A 23341-nucleotide genomic window follows, 5' to 3' on the forward strand; every position below is an offset into this window, starting at 1 on the left:
CCCGGACGTTTGCCGGGCTACATTCGCCTGGTGCTACTCACACTGACGTCCACCCCGACCCCGCAGACTCCTGATGCGACCGCGTTGAGCTACCTGCTGCACAAACATCCCGACCGCGTGCAAAGCTTCGACTTGGCGATCGGCACCGCCACGGTTCTGTACCCGGAGGCCTCAGCCGAAAAGACCACGGTGGCAGTGATTGTGGACGTCGACCCCATCGAACTTGTGCAGAGTAGGTATCGACGCGGCAAGAGTGGCGACAACTTTTCGCTGGGTGAGTATGTCAATGATCGGCCGTATGCGGCGTCGTCCATACTCTCGGTTGCTCTGTCGAAGCTGTTTCGCACCGCGTTGACGGGAACGTGCAAGTCGCACCCGGAACTCGTTGGAACCGAACTCGCGTTGACCGTCTCGATTCCGGTGGTTCCGTGTGGCGGCGATGCGGAATTGCCTCGTCGGTTGTTCGAGCCGCTGGGCTGGGATGTGACCGCGATACCGGTGCAGCTTGATCCGCACCTGCCGACGTGGGGAAACTCCGACTTCGTGTCGTTGACGCTCACCGGGGAACACACGGTGCAGAGTGCCCTTCGGCACCTCTACGTGCTGTTGCCGGTCCTCGACGACGTGAAGCACTACTGGGTGGGACCCGACGAGGCAGACAAGTTGATCCGCGTCGCTGGAGAGTGGTTGGCGTCGCATCCGGATTCCGCGCTGATCATGTCCCGCTACCTGGCGCGTCGACGCGACCTGGTCGAATCGGTGGTCGATCGACTGATTCCCGACCAAGCAGAGGCGCAGATCGAACTACCGCGACCGGATCCGCCGCTGGCACGGCTTCGCGTCGACGCAGTTTTGGCGACGCTTCAGCGACTGCACGTCAGAACGATTGTCGACATCGGTTGCGGCGAAGGCAAACTGATCGAGGCGCTGATGCCGCACGCTCAATTCGACAAACTTGTCGGCGTCGATGTGAGCGCGCGCGAACTGACACGGGCGCAACGCAGATTGAAGTTCACCGAAATGTCCGACGCCCAACGTGATCGTGTGTCTTTGATGCAGTCGTCCGCGACGTACCGCGACGCACGCTTGAAAGGCTTCGACGCAGCCGTGCTGATGGAGGTGGTCGAGCACGTCGACACGGCGCGCCTGCCGGCTCTGGTCAGATCGGTCTTCGTGGACGCAGCACCGCAGTATGTGCTGCTGACTACTCCGAATGCCGACTACAACGTGCTGTATCCGGCGTTGGCAGAGGGAGAGTTCAGGCACCCGGATCACCGGTTCGAGTTCTCACGGACCCAATTCCGCGACTGGGCAACCGAAACGGCCCGAGTCCACGGCTATTGCGTGGAGTTCGAATTTGTCGGAGCAATTGATCCGGTCCTTGGCGGACCGACACAGATGGCAATCTTCACGAAGGAGGCACGAACGTCATGACGGTGTACGAGATTCCAGATCTCGCCCTGGTAGTACTCATCGGCGTCAGTGGCTCGGGAAAGTCGACCTTCGCGGCGCGCCACTTCGGTGAGTTCGAAACTCTCTCGAGTGACACATTCAGAGGGTGGGTCAGTGATGATCCGAACTCACAGGAGTCGACGTCCGATGCTTTCGAAGTGCTGGAGTTCGTCGCGGCCAAGCGTTTGCGACGCGGACGCCTCACGGTGGTCGACGCGACCAACGTCCAGCCCGCCGCGCGCAAGCGACTCGTTGCGTTGGCTCGCGAGCACGACATACTGCCGGTGGCAGTCGTGCTCGATATTCCGGAATCGGTCTGTTCTGCGCGCAACGACGCACGCTCTGATCGGACGTTCGGACGCGACGTCATTCGCCGCCAGCACCAACAGCTGACTCGCTCGCTTCGCGGGTTGGGCAAGGAAGGTTTCCGTTCGGTTCACATACTCAGAGGTGAGGACGCGGTTTCCGAAGCCACATTCTTGCGCCACCCGCTCCGCAGCGATCTGCGTGTCGAGCGTGGTCCGTTCGACGTCATCGGTGACATCCACGGATGTCGAAGCGAGCTCGAGACGCTCCTCGTGAAACTCGGCTACACCATCGACTTCGGGACCGATGGCAGAGCTGTCGATGCGGTGCCGCCGGAAGGGCGAACTGCCGTCTTCCTCGGTGACTACGTGGATCGAGGACCGGATTCGGTCGGTGTGCTGCGTCTGGTCATGGGGATGGTCGCGGCGGGACACGCGATAGCGGTTCCGGGTAACCACGAGAACAAACTCGTCAAGGCGCTGCGCGGCAAGAAGGTCACGCCGAGTCACGGACTCGCCGAGACCCTCGAGCAGATGGCCACCGAGTCGGCGGAGTTCCGCGAAAGCGTCGTCGACTTCTGTGACGGCCTCGTCGCGCACCTCGTCCTGGACGACGGCAAACTCGTGGTTGCGCACGCGGGTCTCAAGGAGGACTACCACAACAGGGCATCCGGTCGAGTCCGGAGCTTTGCGCTCTACGGTGAAACTACCGGTGAGACGGACGAATTCGGCTTACCCGTTCGATACCCGTGGGCGCAGGACTACCGAGGATCAGCGATGGTCCTCTACGGTCACACGCCGGTGCACGAGGTGGAATGGATCAACAACACCGCGTGCCTCGACACCGGGTGCGTCTTCGGTGGATCCCTCACCGCCCTTCGATACCCGGAACGAGAGATCGTGTCGGTTCCGGCGGAGCAGGTTTGGTACGAGCCGGTGGTACCGCTGGCACCGCCGACTCGTGATCCGGATGTGCTCGATCTCGCCGACGTCCTCGAAACGACCGGCGTCGACACCGAACTGCGCGGTCGAGTGTCCGTTCGCACCGACAACGCTGCCGGCGCCTTGGAAGTGATGAGCCGATTCGCGGTCGCGCCGCAATGGCTGCGGTACCTACCGCCGACCATGGCGCCCTGCGCGAGCGCCCAATCCGATGACTATCTGGAACACCCGTCGACCGCGTTCGACGCATACCGGGCCGGCGGAATCGGAACAGTGATCTGCGAAGAGAAGCACATGGGTTCGCGGGCAGTGGTGCTCGTGTGCCGTGATCGATCGGTTGCTCAGTCCCGCTTCGACGCACCGGATGCGCTCACCGGGATGGTGCACACCCGCACCGGCCGCCAGTTCTTCGACGACGACCTGACTCAGCAGTTGATCGACGACATCGCCGCCGCAGTCACCTCCGCTGGGTTGTGGGAAGAGCTGGGCACCGACTGGCTGCTCCTCGACTGCGAACTGTTGCCGTGGAACGTCAAAGCGGAAGGTCTGCTGCGCTCGCAGTACGCGTCGGTCGCGGCGGCCGGGCGATCAGACCTCACAGCTCGCGAGGCCGTGCTGGCGCGGGCCGGGTCGCGGGGCCTGGACGTGGCGGAGATGTTCGAACAGACAACTGTTCGGGCCGCCAGTATCGAGCGCTTCGGCGAGGCGTACCGACGGTACGTGTGGCCGACGAACGGACTGGACGGCGTCACCATCGCGCCGTTCCAGATTCTGGCGGCCGAGGGCCAGTCGTACGGGGAACGGGATCACGAATGGCACCTCGGTATTTCGGACCGCCTGGCCGCGGCCGACCCGAGTCGATTTACCACTACACGTCGCCTGGTGGTCGATCTCGGTTCCGAGGACTCGGTGTTCGAAGCGACGAAGTGGTGGGAGTCGCTCACCGGCGACGGTGGTGAGGGGATGGTCGTCAAACCGCTGGCGAATCAGATTCACGGACCGCGGGGGTACAACGCGAAGGTTCAGCCGGGGATCAAGGTCCGCGGCCGGGAGTACCTGCGATTGATCTACGGTGCCGACTACCTCGAACCGTCGACGCTTGCGAGATTGCGTAACCGCAACCTCGGACACAAGCAGTCGATGGCGCTGCGCGAGTACGCGCTCGGCATGGAGGCGGTATCCAGGCTCGTCGACCGTGAACCTTTGTGGCGAGCGCACCAGGCCGTGTTCGCGGTGCTGGCTCTCGAATCGGAGCCGGTCGACCCGCGGTTGTGACGGCCGGTGCGCGGGCTCGGATTGATACCGTCGGGTATGGGTGTGATTGCTCGCTTGGACGGTTTCAATCGACGCCATCCGTGGAGTCACAACGATCACTACGGCCGGTGGGTTCTACGTAATCTGCGCGGGGTCAGGTCCGGTCGCGCTCTCGACGTGGGGAGCGGGACCGGCAATCTGATCGACCTCTTGCGTCGGCGGTTCGACGTGGTGGTCGGTGTGGAACCCGACCTGACAACCTCGGCCGCCGTGCGCGCAAGGTTTGTCGACGACGAGAACGTGATCATCGACGCGCAGCGGATCGAGGACTTTGCATCCGAGGCGAAGTACGACGCGATCACAGTCGTCGCAGCGTTGCATCATCTGCCACTCGAAGAATCGATGAAGCAGCTGAGTAGCCTGCTCGAACCGGGCGGGCGGCTCGTCGTGGTCGGGTGTTATCGATCGACCACAGCCACCGACGCACTCCTGTCGGTGTTGGCGACCGTGTGCAATCCCGTCGTCGGCGTCGTCAAGCATCGACGGGTTGCCTCCGAGCCACTGAAGGCGATGACAGCTCCCACCGCGGAACCGGGGGAGTCGATGGCTGACGTCCGGCGCGCGGCCGCGTTGTGTCTGCCAGGTAGCCGGATCAGGAGACGACTGTTCTGGCGATACACCCTGATCTACGACGAGAGTCCGGCCGGCGCGTCGGTGGGGGAGTGAGTAGACCGTTCCGGTTCCTGGGGAAACGCGCGTCGGCCGAACCCGACTATCGCCAACGAAGCGATCATCAGAGCGACCCCGATGCCCGCCAGATGTGAGAGCCCGTCACTGTCGACGACGGCCGCACCGAGCAGAGCGCCCGTTGCAATCGCGATCTGGAACACGACGACGTAGATGGCCGAGGCACGGTCGGTCCCGATCGGAACGGCGCGCAGAACCGAGGACTGGAGGCAGATCGGAACGGTGGTGAACGCCGCACCCCACAAGATCGTGGCGACAACTGCGAACGCTCCCATCGACGGCGCCAAGAGCCAGAACATGGCCAGCGCGCCTGCCACTGTCGCGATCGAGATGAGCGTGAAGAGACGCGGTCGGCGGTCGTAGTACTTGCCGGCGACCCACACTCCGACGGCGCCGGCGGCGCCGTAGACCAGAAGCATCGCGGTACGGATGCCACCGGACGAGCCGAGGCTTTCCTCCACCAGAAGTGTGAAGAACGTGTACGAAGCGAATTGCCCCAGGGCGGCAAACAGCGTTGCCGCGCAGATGACGGCGAGTGCCCGTTTCATCGCCGGTGTCGGCTTCGGTTTGTCTGGCTTACTCCGATGGTGTTGATCGACCGGCATTTCTGGCAACGCACGATGCAGTGAGAAAGCAATGCCCACTGCCACCACACCGATTGCCGCCGACGCGGTCCGCCAACCCCAGGACTGGCCGATCGCCGAAGACAGGGGACCTCCGAGAACAAATGCGAGAGACGTACCGGCATACACCATCGCGATTGCCTTGCCCTGTTGTCCGCGCGGAACCAGAGTGGCTGCGACCGGTGCAACGACAGCCCAGAACACTCCGTGCGTCGCAGCGCAGAGCAATCGTCCGATCACCAGCATCGGATAGTTGACGGCCAATGCTGCGACCAGTTGCGACACCGCGAGGGTGGCCACCGTCAGAACGACGACGCGTCGTCGCGGCCAGGTTTTGACCGCTCCGATCAGCGGAAGCGTCAAGACCGCGACACCGTATGCGTAGAAGGTCAGCAGTAGGCCGACACGCCCTTCGGTGACGTCGAGGTCCGTTGAGACTTCGCTGAGCAGTCCGACGGGGAGCATTTCGGCCGTCACGTAGGCGAAGGCTGCTCCGGCCAGTGTCATCAGCCGTAGCGTGGTTGCCTTCGGCAGTCGAGCACTCATGTTGTGTAACGATACATGTATCGATACACGCCTGCGCAATGGATATTTTTCACTCGCTATGCTGATGCTCATGGCCATACGTGCGCAGCGTTCGAGTCGTCCGACGATGGCCGACGTCGCCAAGGCCGCAGGCGTGTCGGTGATGTCGGTGTCGTACTCCTTCGCGCAGCCCGAGCGCGTGTCTGAATCAACGCGGGCCAAGGTGTTCGCCGCCGCCGAAGAGCTCGAGTACGCGGGCCCGAACCGGGCGGCGCAGTCCTTGCGGAGCGGGAAATTCAACAACATCGCGGTCGTCTTCAGCGAGAAGCTGACGTACGCCTTCGAAGACGCAGTAGCTCGGCGATTCCTCTCAGGAGTCGCCGAAGCGTGCCTTGATGCGAACGCCGGGCTGATGATGCTGCCGAACTCGGGGAAACCGGGAGACGTCGACAGAGTTCGCGAGGCGGCAGTAGACGGTTTTGTCGTCTGGACCACCGTCTTCGACGATCCCATCCTCGACGCGATTGTCGGCACCGGAAAACCCGCATGCATCCAGGGTGGTCCGTTGCACGAGGGTGTGGATCTCGTCGGGATGGACGATGTTGCCGGCGCCGTCGCGATCGCGGCAGTCGGGTTGTCGGGGGCGCAGCGGCCCGCGGTGATCAGCCTTCCGTGGGATCGTGAGCGTCGGTCCGAGATTCGGATGGACGTGGATCCAGGTGAAGCGTTCTTTCCGGTGTCCCGCCATCGGCTCGAGGGCTACGAGCGCGCCGTCCGCGACGCGGGCCTCGATTGGCCCTCGGTGCGGGTAGGGGTCGTCACTGTCAACGAGCGGAGCGAGGGTGCGCGGATGGCTCGGTCCCTGCTCGACGTTCCCGAGAGCCGAAGGCCCGATGTCATCTTGGCGATGAGTGACGAACTGGCTCTGGGGGTTCTGGACGCGATCCGTGAACTCGGCCTCGCGCTGCCCGACGATGTCGCAGTCGTCGGATGGGACGACACAACAGCCGCATCGGACGCCGGCCTGACGACGGTTCGCCAGTCCCTGTTCGATCAAGGGCGCAATGCAGCTCGCGTGGTTCTCGGGCTGGACGATGCGGTGGAGCCGGTCGAGTGGTCGGTGCGTCGGCGAACTTCGACGCGATGATCACGCCGGTAGTCATCGACGGTCTGCGTTTTCGGTGGTTTGTTCCTCCAGAGTTGGGGGAGACCGTCCGGTGGGGACTCTCCTGGAATGTCGACAACCCGCGCCGGTGGGCGGTTGCCGAAGTCGCGGGTGCATTGCACCTACTTGCCGGAACTCCTCGTGACGACCCAAACGCGCGTCAGGCGTGGATAGACTTCGGCGCAGATGCCGCCACGACCGGGGTAGTTCGGCGCCTGCGGCTCATGTCGATGGAGTCCGACATGCTGCCCGACCCGAAGTTTCCGCACGGCCCGAACTGGGGTTGGGCTACGAGGCAATTCGTGCCTGGCTCCGAGCGCTTCTACGAGTTGGCCCGTGCACCTCGCGCGTTGCGCTCATATCAGCTGACCGATCGTGAATACGGGCCGCGGCGCGAGGACTTCCTCCTGGTCGACCTCGAGACGGCTGCTTGATCGTTGGGACCTGACACCGTTTTCATTCAGTGGACACAGACTCCAGCTGACCGGAACCAGTGTCTGCTCGACGAAACCGGTGCCAGGTGCTTCGACTAGCGCGCTCTGCCGACCACGTGCAGTGCGTATTTACCGGGCGGCGCCCCGACATGCTTGACGAAGTGCCGCGACAGGTGGGATTGATCGTGGAATCCGACGTCGACGGCCACGTCCGCCAATTCGCGCCCGGCGAGGATTGCGCGTCGCGCCAGATCGATTCGACGTCCCGTTACGTACTTGTGAGGCGGAAGCCCGAAATGCTTCGCGAAGTTCTTGATCAGATACGTGGGGTTCCGCTGCAGGATGTTCGACGCTTCCCGCATCGTGATTCCCGTTGTGAGTCGCGCATCGAGCAGGTCCCGAAGTTGATCGGCAACGCGTTCGTCAACGGTCGGCGTGTGACGGGATCGACCTGTGGCCGGTGTGAGGATCTCGTTCAATCTTTCAGCGAGGAACCCCAGGCGACTTTCGGCTTCGAGTGATTCGCCGTGTGGGCCGAGTGCAGAGTGCAGTTGATCAATGCGGTGGCGCAGCAGAGGGTCTCGAATCTCGGGGCTGTCCACCGCCGGGCCTATGAGGACCTCACCGAGAACTGACGTGTCGAGGTAGAGGATTCGTTGACGAAATCCGGCCTCGGTGACCGGAACTCCGTCGTGTGCGATGCCTGGCGGCAACAGAGTCACGATCTCTGGTGCTGCGCCATGAGCGCGATGATCGAGGTCGTATGCAATCGTGCCGCGGTCGACGAGCATCAGGGACCACTGATCGTGCGTGTGTTTGGGATAGGCGTGTCCGACAAAATCGGCATGGAAGACCTCGGTGATTCCCGCGAGGCCCGGTGCCCACGCGGTGATCTGTGCGCCGCGGGGGTCCATGTCAGAAACGTACAAGACGCAGCTGCCTCGGGTGACGAAGAGTGGCGGGGTCGTCATCGCAGTGGTGGCGCGCCCGAGGGAGGAACAACATGAACAGTTCGGCAACAGCGGTATCGCTCCGCGAGAAGTTCGGTCAGTTCACCGAGCACTGGTCGCCCAAGAAGATTGCGGGCCTCAATGACTACGAGATCAAGATCGTCAAGATCAAAGGTGAATTCGTCTGGCACTCCCACACCGACACCGACGAAATGTTTCTGGTGACAAAGGGGCAGATCCGAATCCAACTGCGCGACGGAGATGTTTCGCTGGGGCCCGGTGAATTGTTCGTTGTGCCTCGCGGAGTCGAGCATTGTCCCATCGCCGAAGAGGAAGCGGAGGTGATGTTGATCGAACCCGTGGGCGTGGTGAATACCGGGAACGTCGGAGGATCACGAACCGCGGTGCTCGAGGACTGGACGTAGCTAGCGGCTCTTCCAATCCAGGGAATTGGTTCGGAGCGGCAGTGCCATGCCCGATCTCCAGAGCGTCGCCGCGCGAGAGTGCGGACGGAACTGGACCTCGCGCCTCATCGACTGCGTGAACTCGTCGGTGAACCCTGTTCGCGGGTACTCCGCGGTTGCTGCATCAACAGTTGCTCGCGGAATTTCGGGCGCACGCCGACCGGCAACGTCGAAATGCGCTGCGGCATGCAGTAGATAGGCGTCAGCGCCCTCGCCGCGGTCGACGGTCAGATCCATGTGCAGACGGATCGCTTCGCCGATTCGCTGTACCGACCTCTCCGAAGTTCCCACTCGGGTCGCGAGTTCTTCTGCGTCTGCGGCACTGATGTAGGTGAAACACCCGTGCTCGGCCGATCCTTCTGCGCCCAGTCCGACATCGTGAAGGGCGCACGCAGTGAAGAGATCTTCGGGGTCGTACTCGATCGCATCGATCTGCGCGAAGGCGTCGGCCCAGATCCAGCAGCGCAGGCTGTGGTTCAAGACCGCGGGGGAGAGGGTTCCTCTGGCGTGATCGAGCGCTTCGCTGCACAGCTTGGTGTCGGGGAGTGGGCGTTTGCGCAGCTCGGGTGTGCGAGTGGGGTAGCGGCCGAGCCGGAGTCGGAGCATCGACGGAGCACTCATGGCCTGCGCAGCAGCCGCGCGGGCCATGAGTTGTATCTGCTCGAGAGTGGTGAGCTCACCAGGGCGCATCGAATTCCTGTTCTGGGTGGGGACAGCTGGATACGAATCTAGTTGGCAGGGAAACTTCTTCACAGATGTCCAATATCTGTCAATGACGGAAACACGGAATTATCCGAATATTGGTTGAAAGCAAGTGCCATCCAACGGCAACCCCCAATCTGTAGCCTCACCTCTGCACATCGCAAGAACCATCAAGCAACGACGGTGGGGCTCGGGCTCAGATGACGCCGAACCCGACGATCCCCGGGACTTCCGACGGGACGATGCGATGGAGCATGACCTTGTTGTTCTCGTTGCCGCCGACGGTCGTCAGAGTGCCGGCGTCGTTGACCAGAACGACGTTGACGTGTTGGCCGAAGGGGCTCGAGTCGCCGTACAGGATCGTGTCGCCGACCTTGGGTTGGTAGTCCTGACCGTAGGGGACAAACGCGTCGACGGACTCGTAATACTCCTGCAGCGTGTACACCCCGGGGATGCGCCACGACCCTGAGTTGGGGTTCGAGAACGGCGTGCCGATCTGGTTCATCGACCAGCTCACGAAATCGGCACACCACGATTCTTCGACACCCTCGGCGTATTTGGTGCCGGGACTCCCTGACTCCCACTCCTGCTCGAGGACGCCCAGTAGCGCACTCTGCTGAGCGCTGAGAATGCTGTGGTCGACGGCCGGGAACGAATCGAGATTCTCGCCGGCAAGAGCGTCGTCGCCGCGCGCGAACCACCACAGTGCGCCGGCGACAACTACGACCACCACAACGCCGAATACGCCCAGAACAGCGAGAGTGCGTCTGGGCGTATTCGGTGCGTGCGACATCACGCCACGATAGTCAATTACTCGAGCGGGGGCGCCGAGCGATCGATCGTCGTCGCGAGGGGCTTCTCCTTGACGAAGAGCAACAACACGACCGCTGCGATGACCAAGGGGACGAGGTAGAGGAAGATCGGCGCGAGCGCGTCGTTGTACGCGCCGACGATGATCTCGCGAACCTGGCTCGGCAACTTCCAGAGGATTCCCGGGGTCAAGGAGTTCTCGTCACCACCGACCGCGCCGCCATTCGCCGGGAGTCGCTCGGCCAGGAGATTGGTCAGACGCGAGGCGAACAGGCTGCCCACGATCGCGCTGCCCAACGACGCACCGATCTGGCGGAAGAAGTTGTTCGACGCGGTGGCCGTTCCCACTTCGGCCGCGGGGAAGGTGTTCTGCACGATCAAGATCAAGATCTGCATGACGAGGCCGAGTCCGATACCCATGAGTGCGATGTAGCAACCGAAGACCAGCAGTGAGGTCGACGGCGTCAGACGTGAGAGCAGGACCAGAGCAACAGCGACGATGGATGTTCCGACGATGGGGAAGATCTTGTAGCGGCCGGTCTTGCTGACCAGCTGGCCGGACCCGATGGAGGCGACGAGCAGGCCCGCCATCATGGGAATCATCATCAATCCAGCTTCGGTGGCGTTCTTGCCGGTCACCATTTGGATGTAGGTCGGCAGGTAGGCGAGCGCACCGAACATGGCGATTCCGATGATCAGGCCGGCGACGGTGGTCAACACGAAGTTGCGCTGAGCGAACAGGTGCATCGGAATCACCGGTTCGTCGGCACGCTTTTCGACGAAGACAAAAGCCACTGCCGTCACGACGCAGCCGACGATCAACCCGATGATGACGGCCGATCCCCAGGCGTAGGTGTTTCCGCCCCAGGTCGTGAACAGGATCAGACACGTCGCTGCCGTCGCGACGAGAACCATGCCCAGATAGTCGATGCGAGGCTTGCCGAGGTTCGGCTTCCGCAGGTGCAGAAATGCCATCGCGCTCGCGATGGCGAGTAGGCCTAGGGGGATGTTGATCCAGAAGGCCCAACGCCAACCGATGCCCTCGGTGAACCAGCCGCCGAGTAGGGGACCGGCAACCGAAGCCAGTGCGAACACCCCGCCCATCACACCCATGTACCGGCCGCGTTGCCTGGCGGGGACGACGTCGGCGATGATCGCCTGGGACAGCAGGATCAATCCGCCGCCGCCGAGTCCCTGCACGGCTCGACCAGCGATGAGTGTGGTCATGTCGTGGGACAGACCGCCGATCACCGAACCGACGATGAAAATGCTGATGGCGCCGATGAAGAGGCCCTTGCGGCCGATCAGGTCACCGAGTTTTCCGTACACCGGCATCATGACGGTCGAGGCGAGGATGTATGCCGTCGTCACCCAGACCATGTGGTTGACGCCGTTCAATTCGCCCACGATGGTGGGCAAAGCGGTACTGAAGATCATCTGGTCGAGCGAAGCCAGAAGCATCGTGATCATCAGCCCGACAAAAACGAGGATGATCGACCGTTTGTCCGGCGAGGCCTCGGTGTCGGTATGCGTGCCGTCGGGCTCGACGGTCGCAGCTTCTCGAGTGGACATGTAGTTCCTTAGTTGAGTGACGGCGGGTGCGAGAGTGTGGATCAGCTCTCGGACCTCAGTATTCGAGCCATCAGGAGTAGTGCCGGATCGAGCAAATCTGTTCTGGGGCTTGCCCGTTCACTGTTCTGCCATTTTCGGAAGACGTAACGCATCGCGGCGCCTGCGGTGATGACCGTTGCTGTGGCTTCGTCGGCAGCGGCTGTGTCCGAGTGCAGGCGGCGATACTCGGTTCTGTTCGACAACTCCCGCGTGAGGATCCGGGTGAGCGTGTCTTCAAGATCGTGGAAGGTGGCCAGATGTTGTTGCAACAGCGTGGGATGACGCTCGAACAATTCGCGTCGATGCGCGAGCAGATCAGGTCGCTCGTCGACGATTTGCATCGCCGCCTCGAATACCGCGAGAGCGCCGCGCAGCGGATCGTCCGGGTGCTCGCCGATGAGCGTGAGCATGGTCGTCTCACTTGGCACGACGAGCATGAGCCCACCGATCGCTGCGTCCTTGGTGGGGAAGTAGTTGAAGAACGTGCGGGTCGACAGATTGCAGGCTTCGCAGATTTTCTCGACGGTCACTTCGTCATAGCCCAGGTCGAGAACGAGTTCGACGGCGGTGTGCTCGATCAGCTGCCTCGTCGCAATTCGTTTTCGTTCGCGCAATCCGAGAGTTTCGGTTCCCATTTCATCCATAATTGCACAGAGTGCAAAGTTTCATCGAATGCAATATTTCGCCCAAGAATGCCTCATGAAATGCAAAAATGGGGATCGGGTGCCTGGTGGATAGGATGAACCGCGTGGAAGACACCTTGCCCCCTTGCCCTGAATGCGCCGGCGAATACACCTACGAGATGGGCGCGTTGATGGTCTGCCCGTCCTGCGCGCACGAGTGGGCGCTGACCGATAGTGCCGGCGAGGACCTGGGTGTGGTGAAAGATGCCGTAGGCAACATTCTTGCGGACGGCGACACGGTGACGGTCGTCAAGACGCTCAAGGTGAAGGGCAGTCCGACCGGCATCAAGTCAGGTACGAAAGTTCGCAACATCCGCCTTGTTCAGGGTGTTGGTGACCACGACATCGACTGCAAGGTCGACGGCATCGGACCGATGCAATTGAAGTCGAGCGTCGTCAAGAAGGTGTGACCGGACAGCGATAGTTGTCGGCTCGAAATCCTGTTCAGTTTCGACGGTTCGATAGCCACAATCGAGGTGATTCTCGACCGCTCGAACGAATGGACCGAACTGTGCCGAACTCGATCTGCCTGGTGCCCGCACTCGATAACACCGCACTCGATACAGACGAGCAGTGGAGACGCATCTTCGATGCGCTGACGCGCAGGGGTTTCCTCGGCGCCGGGCTCGGTGTCGCGGCCGCGACATTGCTGGCAGCGTGCAGCAGCGACGAAAACGGCTCGGCGCCAAGTGGTCTCGTCACAGTGCAGGATGAGACGGGCAGTGTCGAGATTCCGTCGGATCCGCAGCGAATGGTCATCGCCCATGTCAGCGCCATGGCGACGGTGCTCGACCTCGGTGTGCCGCCGGAGAAGATCGTCGGCGGCTTCTTCGGTCTCGAGGGTGTGAGCGGTGACGCGGTGTTGCGTACGATGCCGGAGGCTGCGAACATCCCGAACCTCGGCACGGCGGGGACGTGGAACAAGGAAGCGATCATCGGCGCGTCGCCGGATCTGATCGTCATGCTCCTGACCGCCGGAAATGCTTATGCGGCAAAGTCCTACGACGAACTCTCCGCGACCGGTGTTCCAGTATTCGCCGGCTTCAACGGGTACCTCACGTGGGCCGAGATGAAGAAGTTGGTCACCTCGATGGGCGTCGCGGTCCGACGCGAAGACGCTGCTGCGGAATTGAACGCGAGAACGGAAGAGCGCCTCCTCACAATCAAGGATCGACTCTCCGCCCTCGGTTCGTTGCCGTCGGTGACCCTCCTCCGCACCGGCGAGAACGGTGTCGTCTACAACCAGGTCGACGCTCTTCTCGACGCCCTCGGTTTCCCCGGCGATCGAGCTACATCGGAGGAGTTCACGCGCACACTCACAGCGGAGCAACTCGATCAGGTGACCAGCGACGTGATCATCGTGGGCGCATTCCAGGACCAGCAGGACGTCCGCGCGCAGTTGGCGATGAACCCGCTCTGGGAGCGTCTTCCCGCTGTCCGCTCGGGGAACGTCCATTACGTCGACGACAGCCTGTGGGGCTCGGGCTATTCTCCCCGCGCGACCGAGCTGCGACTCGACGACATCGAGCGGATCTTCAGCTGACGCCGTCGTGTCACCTCGACTTATCGGTGCATTACCTCGAGAATCATGACCATGGACAAAATCAGGTTCTTCGAGCTGGTCACCGAATGGTTCGAGGTACTCGGTGTTGTCGCCATGGTTCTCGGGTTCGTGTTCGCATTCGTGATCGCGGGGCGCGCATGGAGTCGAACGCGGGACGGTAGTTCGGCGTTTCGTACTCTGCGCGAGACCATGGGCGCGGTCATCCTTCTCGGCCTCGAGATCCTTGTCGCCGCTGATCTGGTGAAGACGGTGACGTCGTCGCCGTCGCTGACAGACGCCGCAGTTCTGGGCATGATCGTTCTTATTAGGACCGTGCTGAGCCTGTCGATTCAGATTGAGATCGACGGGGTACTTCCGTGGCGCAAGGCGTTGGTGTCAAGTCCGGAACTCCTGGTACGCGCAGCGCGCGGATCAGGAGGCCGCACGACGCCCGACGCGTCGAGTTCGTAGCGATAGCCGTTGCGAGTGAAAGGTCGGGCAGATGACAGCAGTGCGTACCGAGCATCTCACGGTCGACGAAAGGCGGGCGCGCGGGCGCCAGGCGCGTAGAGATACGCCATTGGCCGCGCTCGCGGATCTGGCAGAGAGTGACCGTGATCCGATATCACTGCTCGAATTGCAGGCGAAGTCGCGGGTACAGGACCTGGTGCCCATCCGATACGGGCGGATGTCGGCATCGCGGTTCTCGTTCTTCCGCGGCGCTGCGCTGGTGATGGCCGACGATTTGTCACGCAGTCCGGATTCGGGTCTTGCCAGCCAACTCTGCGGCGACGCGCACCTGAGCAACTTCGGTATCTATGCGACGCCCGAGCGAAAGCTCGCGTTCGACATCAACGACTTCGACGAAACGTACCCGGGACCGTTCGAATGGGACGTCAAGCGTCTGGCCGCAAGTTTGGTGATCGCCGCAAAGGACAACGGATTTTCGGGCAAGGAGCGAAAGAAGATCGTTCGCGGATGCGCGGCCGAGTATCGGGAAACCATGATCACCCAGGCAGGATTGGGAAATCTTGCAGTCTGGTACTCGCACATCGCACCCGAGGACGGGCTCGAGGCTCTCCAGATCGACCTGAAGAAGCGCATGCTTGCTCGCACACAAGCGACGCTGGACAAGGCTCGTCGCCGCGACAGTGTGCAGGCGGCAGGCAAGTTCACCGAAATCGTCGACGGCCGGCGGCAATTCATCAGTGATCCGCCGCTGATCGTGCCCGCAAACGAGTTGTTCGCAGGGACCGATCTCACGCAGATCGAGGAGTTGCTACGTCAGCGCGTTCGGTCGTATCGGAGCACGCTGCAGTGGGACCGTCGGGTGTTGCTCGAAAGCTTCGAGATGACGCACATTGCGCGGAAGGTTGTCGGTGTCGGGAGCGTCGGAACACGCGCATGGATGATCCTCATGAAAGGCGTCGACGACGACGATCCGTTGATCCTGCAGGTCAAGGAAGCGCAACCCTCGGTATTGTCCGGCTACGTCGATGGTCCGACCTTCAAGAACGAAGGGGAACGCGTCGTCAACGGGCAACGCTTGATGCAAGCGACAAGCGACATCTTTCTCGGCTGGGAACGAGGGCCGGGGCTCGACGAGGGTGAGCACGATTTCTACATTCGTCAACTGCGTGACGGTAAAGGGTCGGCAGTCATCGAAGAGATGGTGCCGCAGGGGCTGGAACTCTACGGGCGCCTGTGCGCCAGGGTCCTTGCCTACGCACACGCTCGCTCGTCCGATCGGATAGCGATCGCCGAATATCTCGGTGACGGAACCGAATTCGATTTCGCGATCGGGGAGTTCGCGGCTGCCTACGCCAAGCGCAATGCTCGCGATCACGCCGCTCTGCTGACCGCGATCGACGACGGTCGCGTGTCAGCAGAGCGGGGAGTGTGACGACTCAGGCGAACGCGCCGTCGAGCCAGCCCTGCCACGCTGCCGTTGCTGATCCACCGTCAGCACCCTCTGCGAAGAGGTGATGGGCCGCGTCGACGGTGCCGCCGAAAGCATTTCGGCCGTAGAACCGCAGCAATGCGTCCTGGGTGCGCAAGCCGATGAACCAGTCGTTGATGTAGTCGACAATCGCGTCGACGGTTCCGATTCCGGGGACTTCCACCGACGCGGAGTCACCGACAGCGGCGCCCGAGGTGATTCCGAGGGCGCTGCGAAGCGTTCCCATCGCTTGCGGCGCGGAAGAGGATTCCGGGCCTTCAGCCGAGACATAGGTGGTGGGCCTGCCGGCGAAGTACCGCACGTACTGGCCGAGACTGTGCAGGTAGAAGTCCGTGTGCTTGCTCGCGCCGTCGTACTGGTTGTCCCAGTCCTCGGCAAACACTCCGGCGTGGACGTAGCGGACAACGGCGGTGCTCTCGTCGCGGGCCTCGACGACGTATTCGAGGTTGTTGAACCAGCCGTCGGGGCCTTGCATGTGGATGGCGAGTTCGCGGGGCGGCTCCCAGGTCGCGATGATCGGGCTGTCCGGGCGGCTGCCGTCGGCCGGGATCTCGAGAGGGGAGGGGAACATCCATCCGGCCGTTTCGGCCGAGATGGCGGCCCAGATCTGCTCGGGGGTTCCTGGGACGACCACCTCGCGGCGGATTTCGAATTTCTCGGACATTGCTACTTCTCCGTTTCGGGCGCGTCGATCGCTTGGGTTGTGATGGTTTGGGGTGTGGTGAGGCTGGGATGCAGGGCGACAACGAGGCGGTGTTTGCGTCCGCCTTCGGAATTGCCGTCGTGATACTTGGCGACGAGTGAGTTGATCGACTCGCCGAGTTCGCCGGCGAAGGCGGCACGGTCGGCCGCCGTGGCAAAGGTGATGTCGCTGTCGATGGCAAAGGACGCCAACGGTTTTCCGGCTGCAGTTGCTCCGGCGATCAGTTCGCCGACCTCTCGGACGATCCGCGCTGCGAGACTGACGAGCCAGCGCGCCGAGAGTTGATCGGGGAACCGGCCCGGGTCCGGGGCGAGCGCCGACATGGCGGCAGGGGATATGACGTACGACGCGGCACTGGCCTGCATGATTCGCTCGGTCATGTTGCCTCGCTTGCGTTCCTCGACGAGCTCGACAAGTCCGTGGTCTTCGAGAGTGCGCAGGTGGTAGTTCACCTTCTGGCGTGTCAGCCCGATCCGGGGCGCCAGCGAGGATGCCGATCCCGGCACCGCCAATTCGGCCAGAATCCGTTGCCGAATCGGATCGAGCGACGCCTCGGCAGCTCCGGGGCGATCGATGACTGCTACGTCCAACATGAGAAAACCATCCCACCGACAACTAAATCTGTCAAGACAGAAAAAATTGTCGGTGGGATGGTTTCGGAGATTCGCTATCGCTTGAGGTCGGGCGGGTTGTTCAGATCCCGCGCCGAGTACGTGTCACACGACGAAATCTGGCCGGTCTGGTATCCGGTCATGAACCACGCCTGACGCTGTGCGGAGGAGCCGTGTGTCCAACCTTCAGGGTTGACCCGACCGGTCGTGGACTTTTGGATACGGTCGTCGCCCACCGACGAGGCGGCGGACAACGCGTCGCGAATGTCGTCTTTTGACAAGGGCTTCAGGAACGGTTGACCGGTCGCCTGATCGGGAATCGTGTCCGCAAAATGTGCCCAGACGCCTGCGTAGCAATCGGCCTGGAGTTCGGTGCGAACCGCACCCGACTGCTCACCCTGCGGGTCGGCCTGCGCGCGGCCGATGTCGCCGAGCTGATTCTGGATGTGATGTCCGAACTCGTGCGCGACCACGTACTCCTGTGCGAGCGGTCCGGCGCTGGAACCGAAACGGTCGACGAGTAGTTGGAAGAAACTCGTGTCGAAGTACGCAGTCTGGTCGGCCGGGCAGTAGAACGGACCGACGTCACTAGACGCCTGGCCGCAACCGGTGTTGACCGAACCGCTGAACAGAATGACTTCGGGTCGCACGTACGCCGTGCCGGTCTGCTTGACCAACTGCTGTTCCCAAACGTCGTCGAGGCTTCCGACGGTCAGTGTGACGCGGCAGTTCACATCGGCGTTTGCCTGAGTGCCGGTGCACTCGTCGACCGACGACAGTCCGGTCGACGAACTCGAAGTCTCGGTAGACGTACCCAGGAGTGAGCCGGGGTCACCGCCGAACAACAGCGCCAGGATCAGAACGATAATGCCGCCCGCGCCACCGCCGATCGCGATTTTGCCGCCGCGGCCACCGCCACCCCCGCCGCCTTGAACCTGAACGCGTCCCGCTTCGCCGCGGGCCCCCTCGTTGAAGGTCATCTATGTCCGCTTTCTGCTGTCGTGAACAAGTGCTTGCCGTCACTTCTGGAGATAGCTTCGCATGCGATGCGGGTCCGCGTTTCCGCTCTGTGCAGTTCGCTCCGTAGGATCGCAGGCAAAGTAGTCGGTCGTCGGTTATTGGAAGTAGTTCGAAAGGAATCCCGTGCTGCGCACACATCTCGCCGGTTCATTGCGACCCGAGCAGGCAGAGCAGACCGTAACGCTCACCGGTTGGGTAGCCAGGCGTCGTGATCACGGCGGAGTGATCTTCATCGATCTCCGTGATGCATCCGGAGTTGCGCAGGTAGTTTTCCGGGCAGGTGACGTGGCCGAGCAGGCGCACCGTCTGCGCGCGGAATACTGCGTTCGCGTGACCGGAACGGTCGAGGTTCGCCCCGAGGGCAACCAGAACTTCGAGATCCCCACCGGAGCGATCGAGGTCAACGCCACAGAACTCGAGGTTCTCAACGAAAGCGCACCGCTGCCGTTCCAGCTCGACGATCAGGTCGGCGAAGAAGCGCGCCTCAAGTACCGCTACCTCGACCTGCGTCGTGAAGGCCCCGGCTCCGCAATTCGCTTGCGCTCCAAGGTAAGTGCTGCAGCGCGCGGCGTTCTCGCGCATCACGAGTTCGTCGAGGTCGAGACTCCGACGCTCACGCGCTCGACGCCCGAGGGTGCCCGTGACTTCCTGGTGCCGTCGCGCCTTCAGCCCGGTAGCTTCTACGCACTGCCGCAGAGCCCGCAGCTGTTCAAGCAGCTCCTCATGGTCGGCGGCATCGAGCGCTACTACCAGATCGCACGTTGCTACCGCGACGAGGATTTCCGCGCCGATCGCCAGCCCGAGTTCACTCAGCTCGACATCGAGATGGCTTTCGTCAACCAGGACGACATCATCCTGCTCGCCGAGGAAATCCTGACGGCGCTCTGGAAGCTCGTCGGCCACGAGATCAAGACGCCGATCGACCGCATGACCTACACCGAGGCAATGCGTCGTTACGGCAGCGACAAGCCGGACCTGCGTTTCGACATCGAACTCGTCGAGTGCATGGACTTCTTCAAGGACACGACGTTCCGCGTGTTCCAGGCGGAGTACGTCGGCGCCGTCGTGATGCCAGGCGGTGCAAGCCAGCCGCGCAAGCAACTCGACGCCTGGCAGGAATGGGCCAAGCAGCGTGGGGCCAAGGGTCTGGCGTACGTGTTGGTCGGTGAAGACGGCACTCTCGGTGGACCTGTTGCCAAGAACCTGACCGACGCCGAGCGTGAGGGCCTGGCCGCCCACGTCGGAGCTCAGCCGGGAGACTGCGTCTTCTTCGCAGCTGGTGCAACGAAGCCGATGCGCGCCCTCCTCGGCGCTGCCCGTGGTGAGATCGCCCGCAAGAAGGACCTCATCGATCCTGACGCGTGGGCCTTCGTGTGGATCGTCGACGCTCCGATGTTCGAGCCGACCGCCGACGCCACTGCATCCGGTGACGTCGCTCTCGGCCACTCCGCGTGGACCGCCGTGCACCACGCGTTCACGTCGCCGAAGCCGGAGTTCTTCGACACGTTCGACACCGATCCGGATTCCGCTCTCGCCTACGCGTACGACATCGTCTGCAACGGCAACGAGATCGGCGGCGGCAGTATTCGTATCCACCGCAAGGACATTCAGGAACGAGTGTTCAAGGTGATGGGTATCTCCGAGGACGAGGCTCAGGAACAGTTCGGCTTCCTCCTCGACGCCTTCGCCTTCGGTGCGCCGCCGCACGGCGGAATCGCATTCGGCTGGGACCGCATCACCGCGCTCCTCGCCGGCATGGATTCCATCCGTGAGGTCATCGCGTTCCCGAAGTCCGGCGGCGGCGTCGACCCGCTGACGGATGCTCCGGCACCGATCTCGGCTCAGCAGCGCAAGGAATCGGGTATCGACGCGAAGCCCGAGAAGAAGTCAGAGGACAAGAAGTCCGAAGGCGACACCGGCGAAGCCAAGTAGAGCCGACACCGGATCGCCATGCTGCATTTGCGGGTGATCTGCCCGACCGAGCGCACCGAGCAAGTTCTCGGTGCGCTCGCGTCGCAGCGGGGCGCGACACACATCGTCGTGATGCGCGACGTCGCGGTTCATCCTGCCGGCGACATGGTGGAGGCCGACGTCGCCCGTGAGGCGGCGAACGACGTCGTCGATGCCCTGAACGAACTCGGCGTCGCCGAGGACGGCGGAATGACGCTCGTACCGGTCGAGACGGTGTTGTCGGCGTCGGCGCGCAAAGCCGAGCGTGACGTGCCTGGTGATCCCGCGGATTCCGTCGTGTGGGAGGAATTGCTGTCCCGCACTCGCGAAGAGTCGACTCTCAACGGATTGTTCGTCGCGTTCCTGACCATTGCGTGTCTGCTGGCCGCGATCGGCGTCGTCACCGACTCTCAGATCACGATCGTCGGCGCCATGGTCGTCGGTCCGGAGTTCGGTCCGCTGGCTGCTTTGGCAGTCGCACTCGTACGGCGAGATCGACGGTTGCGTCGACGTTCGATTCTCGCGCTTGCCGTCGGATTCCCCATCGCGATGGGCGTGACGCTTGCCGCAACGTTCGTGGTGAAGTTCTTCGGATGGATGGACGTCGTCAGTCTCGAGTCACTCCACGAGGTCGATTTCGTATACAAGGTCGGGCCCATTTCGTTTGTCGTCGCGCTTCTTGCCGGTGCGGCTGGGATGCTGGCACTCGTCTCGTCGAAGTCCGCTGCCTTGGTCGGGGTGTTCATCTCTGTCACCACGGTTCCTGCCGCCGGTTTCGCGGTGGTTGCGGCAGCAAACGGAGAATGGCGGATCGCCGGGTTGTCGTCTCTGCAACTGGCTGTCAACCTGCTTGGGATCGTCACTGCCTGCGTGCTTGTTCTCTGGCTCAGAACCCGGGCCGACGAGGAATTCGAAGCAGCGTTGAAAGGCATTTCTCGATTTGTCGACGAGGACAAAACTCCATGACGTCGCCGGTTCGGAGTTCTGCTCACCGACAGCAAAATTCTCGAGAGAACTGTGTGCCGGTGTGGCGATTGGGGACTTTTGTCATCACCGCAGGTAGTCGGCAATTTCTGATGCTGTGAGGCCTTGAATTCTCCGCTGCGAGCGGACGAGCTGGGCATGATCGGAGTCACTAACGGGTAAGTTGGTCGGTGATGACCGCATTACTGGCAGACCCCGTTTCCGAAGTCGTCGCAGCTGCTGAGCAGTTGCTGACACGCCGCACAGGGGCACCCGTAACCCTGGTGGATCCCGTAGATCTCGGGGGGAGTGGCCGCACCGTCGTGCTGCGCGTTCGCGTCGCCGAGAACCCGTTCTCCCTGCCCCGAACTTTGGTGATCAAGCAGGTCCGCGACAACTTCCAGGGAGCTACCAAAACAGCGATTGCGCTCCCGGCCGCGTCCGAAGGTGACTTCGACGTCGAGACCGCATTCCTTCGTGAAGCGGTGTCTTATCAGTTCGCCAACGCGCTTGCCAAGGACGCGCGCCCCGGCGCCGAACTGTTGGCGTCCGACCTCGATGCTCGCCTCCTGATCCTGAGTGATCTCGGCGACGCCACCGCAATCAGCGTCCGCCTCGAAGACTCCGACCCGGACACCGTCACTCACACGTTGATGGCCATGGCGCAGGCAATGGGACGCATGCACGCCGCGACCGTCGGCCGTGAGGACGACTTCACCGCGCTTCTGCGTCGAGCCGAGGTTGCGCATTGTTCCGACGAAGTGGCGGATCAGGTGGGACGTGCCGTGGCCAGTGTTCCCGCGATGCTGGTGGAAAGTCTCGGCATCGATGTGAGTTCGGACATTCTCGAGCAGGTTCAGCATGCGCAGACACTGTTCAGCGGTGGCCGGTTCCGTGCCTTCAGTCCGTCGGACCTGTGCCCAGACAACATCATCGTCAACGACGACGGCGTGCAGTTCCTCGACTACGAGTGGGGTGGCTACCGCGATGCCCTCCTCGACATCACCTACGCGTTGGTGTCTTTCCCCGGTTGCCTGTGCAACATCGACCTGACCGAAGAGCGGGCGTCGGCGATGGTCGATGCCTGGCGGGCCGAGGTAGTGGGGATGTGGCCCGCCCTGGCCGACGAGGCCGAATTGGGCCGCCGGATCGTCGAGGCCCAACTCATCTGGGTCTGGCTCAGTACCTATCTGTACCTGCCCGAGGATCATTCGCGTATCGCCGTCGTCCGCGAACATTATCTCTCGATTCCACGCGCCGACGCACTGGTCGGACGCTGGGCCAGGCTCGCACGCTCGGCTCAGCTCGCCGGCAACGACGCCGTCGAGGCACACGCCCGCGACGTCGTGGCGGCTCTGCGCACCGAGTTCAGTTGAGTTTCTGACTGACCATATGCAGAAGGGCGCCCGTGCACGAAGCACGAGCGCCCTTTCTCGGTCGAGTCCGCTCAGTTGTCGGAGACCAGATCGTTCTCGGACAGGTCCGTCGCCGCGAGCGCTGTCGCCAGATCGGGATGCCGGAACGTCGACGTCACCTGGTCGGCCACGACTCGGAAAGCAGAGGCCAGGGTCGCGGACTTGTCCGGTTCGGCCGCCCACGTTGCGGTCTGTTCGACGACGACCACGCCGTGGTGGACGTACATCTTTCCGGGGACGAGCGTGATGCCGGCGTTGGTGGCCCACTCGCGCAGGGCAGCGAGTCCCTGGCTCGCGCCCTTGGGGCCGCCTACCTCGATGTCGTCACTCGACAACTGCAGCAGAGTGTCGACGTCTTGGGAGTTGAGTGCATCGTGCCACGCGAGGACGGTGGCGATCTCGGAGGTGCTCATGGCGACAACGCTATCCAATGCGGATTCACGACTGGGTGAGGGCTGGCGGAACAGCGGATTGTGTCGGGCGTCGGTGGTCTCTAGTAGCGTCGATTC

22 protein-coding genes and 2 pseudogenes are annotated in these 23341 nt (G+C 62.6%); 14 read left to right on the top strand and 10 right to left on the bottom strand.

Features of this window, described 5'->3' with window-relative positions:
* The first annotated feature begins 9 nt into the window (after positions 1-9).
* From ACVZUB_RS14285 to ACVZUB_RS14295, 3 genes are read left to right on the top strand one after another with little or no spacing between them, the layout of a single operon-like run.
* Positions 10-1434 carry a 3' terminal RNA ribose 2'-O-methyltransferase Hen1 gene (locus tag ACVZUB_RS14285; protein WP_007728080.1) on the top strand — a complete coding sequence of 475 codons (1425 nt, stop codon included), beginning with the start codon at positions 10-12 and terminating at the stop codon, positions 1432-1434.
* Positions 1431-3974 carry a polynucleotide kinase-phosphatase gene (locus tag ACVZUB_RS14290; protein WP_482628505.1) on the top strand — a complete coding sequence of 848 codons (2544 nt, stop codon included), beginning with the start codon at positions 1431-1433 and terminating at the stop codon, positions 3972-3974. Before ACVZUB_RS14285 ends, ACVZUB_RS14290 begins: the two co-directional genes overlap by 4 nt.
* A 36-nt stretch (positions 3975-4010) precedes the next feature.
* Positions 4011-4679, top strand: a complete 669-nt coding sequence (locus ACVZUB_RS14295; protein ID WP_037131821.1) for a class I SAM-dependent methyltransferase — start codon at positions 4011-4013, stop codon at positions 4677-4679.
* Here ACVZUB_RS14295 and ACVZUB_RS14300 read toward each other — a convergent pair.
* A complete protein-coding gene (locus ACVZUB_RS14300) occupies positions 4640-5869 on the bottom strand; it encodes an MFS transporter (protein ID WP_482628506.1) in 1230 nt (409 codons plus the stop codon). The genes ACVZUB_RS14295 and ACVZUB_RS14300 overlap by 40 nt on opposite strands.
* A gap of 70 nt (positions 5870-5939) precedes the next feature.
* On the opposite strand from ACVZUB_RS14300, the gene ACVZUB_RS14305 reads away from it, so the two are divergent.
* The gene (locus tag ACVZUB_RS14305; protein WP_238592723.1) at positions 5940-6995 is read left to right on the top strand and encodes a LacI family DNA-binding transcriptional regulator; all 1056 of its coding nucleotides are present in this window, start codon (positions 5940-5942) and stop codon (positions 6993-6995) included.
* Entirely contained in the window at positions 6962-7447 is a 486-nt protein-coding gene (locus tag ACVZUB_RS14310; protein WP_414203257.1) for a hypothetical protein, read from the top strand. Before ACVZUB_RS14305 ends, ACVZUB_RS14310 begins: the two co-directional genes overlap by 34 nt.
* Positions 7448-7542: 95 nt before the next feature.
* Here the strand turns inward: ACVZUB_RS14310 and ACVZUB_RS14315 are convergent, their stop codons facing one another.
* On the bottom strand, positions 7543-8361 hold the full coding sequence (locus ACVZUB_RS14315) for a helix-turn-helix domain-containing protein (protein WP_482628507.1): 819 nt from the start codon (positions 8359-8361) through the stop codon (positions 7543-7545).
* A gap of 89 nt (positions 8362-8450) precedes the next feature.
* On the opposite strand from ACVZUB_RS14315, the gene ACVZUB_RS14320 reads away from it, so the two are divergent.
* Positions 8451-8822, top strand: a complete 372-nt coding sequence (locus ACVZUB_RS14320) for a cupin domain-containing protein (RefSeq protein WP_054781205.1) — start codon at positions 8451-8453, stop codon at positions 8820-8822.
* Here ACVZUB_RS14320 and ACVZUB_RS14325 read toward each other — a convergent pair whose 3' ends face one another.
* The 3 genes from ACVZUB_RS14325 to ACVZUB_RS14335 all read right to left on the bottom strand — a co-directional run bounded on the left by ACVZUB_RS14325 (position 8823) and on the right by ACVZUB_RS14335 (position 11945).
* Positions 8823-9551, bottom strand: a complete 729-nt coding sequence (locus ACVZUB_RS14325; protein ID WP_217018813.1) for an HD domain-containing protein — start codon at positions 9549-9551, stop codon at positions 8823-8825.
* A gap of 208 nt (positions 9552-9759) precedes the next feature.
* Positions 9760-10356 (bottom strand): CHAP domain-containing protein, encoded by a 597-nt coding sequence (locus tag ACVZUB_RS14330; RefSeq protein WP_176742021.1) that lies wholly within the window; start codon positions 10354-10356, stop codon positions 9760-9762.
* 17 nt (positions 10357-10373) lie between these two features.
* A complete protein-coding gene (locus tag ACVZUB_RS14335) occupies positions 10374-11945 on the bottom strand; it encodes an MDR family MFS transporter (protein WP_482628508.1) in 1572 nt (523 codons plus the stop codon).
* A 341-nt stretch (positions 11946-12286) separates the two neighbouring features.
* Between ACVZUB_RS14335 and ACVZUB_RS14340 the strand changes: the two are divergent.
* Positions 12287-12376, top strand: a pseudogene (locus ACVZUB_RS14340) (hypothetical protein); the annotation flags it as partial.
* Between the two features lie 72 nt (positions 12377-12448).
* Here ACVZUB_RS14340 and ACVZUB_RS14345 read toward each other — a convergent pair.
* A pseudogene (locus ACVZUB_RS14345) lies at positions 12449-12628 on the bottom strand (TetR family transcriptional regulator); the annotation flags it as partial.
* Between the two features lie 104 nt (positions 12629-12732).
* Here ACVZUB_RS14345 and ACVZUB_RS14350 point away from each other — a divergent pair.
* The 4 genes from ACVZUB_RS14350 (at position 12733) to ACVZUB_RS14365 (ending at position 16113) form a co-directional block, all read left to right on the top strand.
* Positions 12733-13077: a zinc ribbon domain-containing protein YjdM gene (locus ACVZUB_RS14350; protein WP_083057510.1), complete on the top strand. Its 345-nt coding sequence runs from the start codon at positions 12733-12735 to the stop codon at positions 13075-13077.
* A gap of 101 nt (positions 13078-13178) precedes the next feature.
* Complete coding sequence (locus ACVZUB_RS14355) at positions 13179-14210, top strand: ABC transporter substrate-binding protein (RefSeq protein ID WP_257233623.1); 1032 nt, start codon at positions 13179-13181, stop codon at positions 14208-14210.
* Between the two features lie 51 nt (positions 14211-14261).
* A complete protein-coding gene (locus ACVZUB_RS14360) occupies positions 14262-14681 on the top strand; it encodes a DUF1622 domain-containing protein (protein WP_007728052.1) in 420 nt (139 codons plus the stop codon).
* A 31-nt stretch (positions 14682-14712) separates the two neighbouring features.
* Positions 14713-16113 carry a DUF2252 domain-containing protein gene (locus ACVZUB_RS14365; protein WP_007728051.1) on the top strand — a complete coding sequence of 467 codons (1401 nt, stop codon included), beginning with the start codon at positions 14713-14715 and terminating at the stop codon, positions 16111-16113.
* Between the two features lie 4 nt (positions 16114-16117).
* Here ACVZUB_RS14365 and ACVZUB_RS14370 read toward each other — a convergent pair whose 3' ends face one another.
* The 3 genes from ACVZUB_RS14370 to ypfJ all read right to left on the bottom strand — a co-directional run bounded on the left by ACVZUB_RS14370 (position 16118) and on the right by ypfJ (position 18464).
* Positions 16118-16834 carry an SRPBCC family protein gene (locus tag ACVZUB_RS14370; protein ID WP_058226759.1) on the bottom strand — a complete coding sequence of 239 codons (717 nt, stop codon included), beginning with the start codon at positions 16832-16834 and terminating at the stop codon, positions 16118-16120.
* Positions 16835-16836: 2 nt separating this feature from the next.
* Positions 16837-17466 (bottom strand): ArsR/SmtB family transcription factor, encoded by a 630-nt coding sequence (locus ACVZUB_RS14375; RefSeq protein ID WP_007728048.1) that lies wholly within the window; start codon positions 17464-17466, stop codon positions 16837-16839.
* 74 nt (positions 17467-17540) lie between these two features.
* Positions 17541-18464 carry a KPN_02809 family neutral zinc metallopeptidase gene (gene ypfJ, locus ACVZUB_RS14380; RefSeq protein WP_482628509.1) on the bottom strand — a complete coding sequence of 308 codons (924 nt, stop codon included), beginning with the start codon at positions 18462-18464 and terminating at the stop codon, positions 17541-17543.
* A 163-nt stretch (positions 18465-18627) separates the two neighbouring features.
* Between ypfJ and aspS the strand changes: the two genes are divergently transcribed.
* From aspS to ACVZUB_RS14395, 3 genes are all read left to right on the top strand, one after another.
* Positions 18628-20436 carry an aspartate--tRNA ligase gene (gene aspS, locus ACVZUB_RS14385; RefSeq protein ID WP_050656336.1) on the top strand — a complete coding sequence of 603 codons (1809 nt, stop codon included), beginning with the start codon at positions 18628-18630 and terminating at the stop codon, positions 20434-20436.
* A gap of 18 nt (positions 20437-20454) precedes the next feature.
* Positions 20455-21420: a DUF389 domain-containing protein gene (locus ACVZUB_RS14390; RefSeq protein WP_042448764.1), complete on the top strand. Its 966-nt coding sequence runs from the start codon at positions 20455-20457 to the stop codon at positions 21418-21420.
* A 191-nt stretch (positions 21421-21611) separates the two neighbouring features.
* On the top strand, positions 21612-22793 hold the full coding sequence (locus tag ACVZUB_RS14395) for a kinase (RefSeq protein WP_482628510.1): 1182 nt from the start codon (positions 21612-21614) through the stop codon (positions 22791-22793).
* 71 nt (positions 22794-22864) lie between these two features.
* Here ACVZUB_RS14395 and ACVZUB_RS14400 read toward each other — a convergent pair whose 3' ends face one another.
* Positions 22865-23245, bottom strand: coding sequence for a nuclear transport factor 2 family protein (locus tag ACVZUB_RS14400; protein ID WP_003944973.1), 381 nt, complete (start codon positions 23243-23245; stop codon positions 22865-22867).
* Between the last annotated feature and the right edge of the window lie 96 nt (positions 23246-23341).

Source organism: Rhodococcus sp. OS5 (genome assembly GCF_056837585.1).

Excerpts from the sequence above, each read along its gene's own strand:
- ACVZUB_RS14320 (WP_054781205.1), top strand. The coding sequence starts at position 8,451 with ATGAACAGTTCGGCAACAGCGGTATCGCTCCGCGAGAAGTTCGGTCAG.
- ypfJ (WP_482628509.1), bottom strand. The coding sequence starts at position 18,464 with ATGACCTTCAACGAGGGGGCCCGCGGCGAAGCGGGACGCGTTCAGGTT.
- ACVZUB_RS14375 (WP_007728048.1), bottom strand. The coding sequence starts at position 17,466 with ATGTTGGACGTAGCAGTCATCGATCGCCCCGGAGCTGCCGAGGCGTCG.
- ACVZUB_RS14330 (WP_176742021.1), bottom strand. The coding sequence starts at position 10,356 with ATGTCGCACGCACCGAATACGCCCAGACGCACTCTCGCTGTTCTGGGC.
- ACVZUB_RS14295 (WP_037131821.1), top strand. The coding sequence starts at position 4,011 with ATGGGTGTGATTGCTCGCTTGGACGGTTTCAATCGACGCCATCCGTGG.
- ACVZUB_RS14390 (WP_042448764.1), top strand. The coding sequence starts at position 20,455 with ATGCTGCATTTGCGGGTGATCTGCCCGACCGAGCGCACCGAGCAAGTT.
- ACVZUB_RS14360 (WP_007728052.1), top strand. The coding sequence starts at position 14,262 with ATGGACAAAATCAGGTTCTTCGAGCTGGTCACCGAATGGTTCGAGGTA.
- ACVZUB_RS14365 (WP_007728051.1), top strand. The coding sequence starts at position 14,713 with ATGACAGCAGTGCGTACCGAGCATCTCACGGTCGACGAAAGGCGGGCG.
- ACVZUB_RS14395 (WP_482628510.1), top strand. The coding sequence starts at position 21,612 with ATGACCGCATTACTGGCAGACCCCGTTTCCGAAGTCGTCGCAGCTGCT.
- ACVZUB_RS14290 (WP_482628505.1), top strand. The coding sequence starts at position 1,431 with ATGACGGTGTACGAGATTCCAGATCTCGCCCTGGTAGTACTCATCGGC.
- ACVZUB_RS14305 (WP_238592723.1), top strand. The coding sequence starts at position 5,940 with ATGGCCATACGTGCGCAGCGTTCGAGTCGTCCGACGATGGCCGACGTC.
- ACVZUB_RS14300 (WP_482628506.1), bottom strand. The coding sequence starts at position 5,869 with ATGAGTGCTCGACTGCCGAAGGCAACCACGCTACGGCTGATGACACTG.
- ACVZUB_RS14335 (WP_482628508.1), bottom strand. The coding sequence starts at position 11,945 with ATGTCCACTCGAGAAGCTGCGACCGTCGAGCCCGACGGCACGCATACC.
- ACVZUB_RS14400 (WP_003944973.1), bottom strand. The coding sequence starts at position 23,245 with ATGAGCACCTCCGAGATCGCCACCGTCCTCGCGTGGCACGATGCACTC.
- ACVZUB_RS14325 (WP_217018813.1), bottom strand. The coding sequence starts at position 9,551 with ATGCGCCCTGGTGAGCTCACCACTCTCGAGCAGATACAACTCATGGCC.
- ACVZUB_RS14370 (WP_058226759.1), bottom strand. The coding sequence starts at position 16,834 with ATGTCCGAGAAATTCGAAATCCGCCGCGAGGTGGTCGTCCCAGGAACC.
- ACVZUB_RS14315 (WP_482628507.1), bottom strand. The coding sequence starts at position 8,361 with ATGGACCCCCGCGGCGCACAGATCACCGCGTGGGCACCGGGCCTCGCG.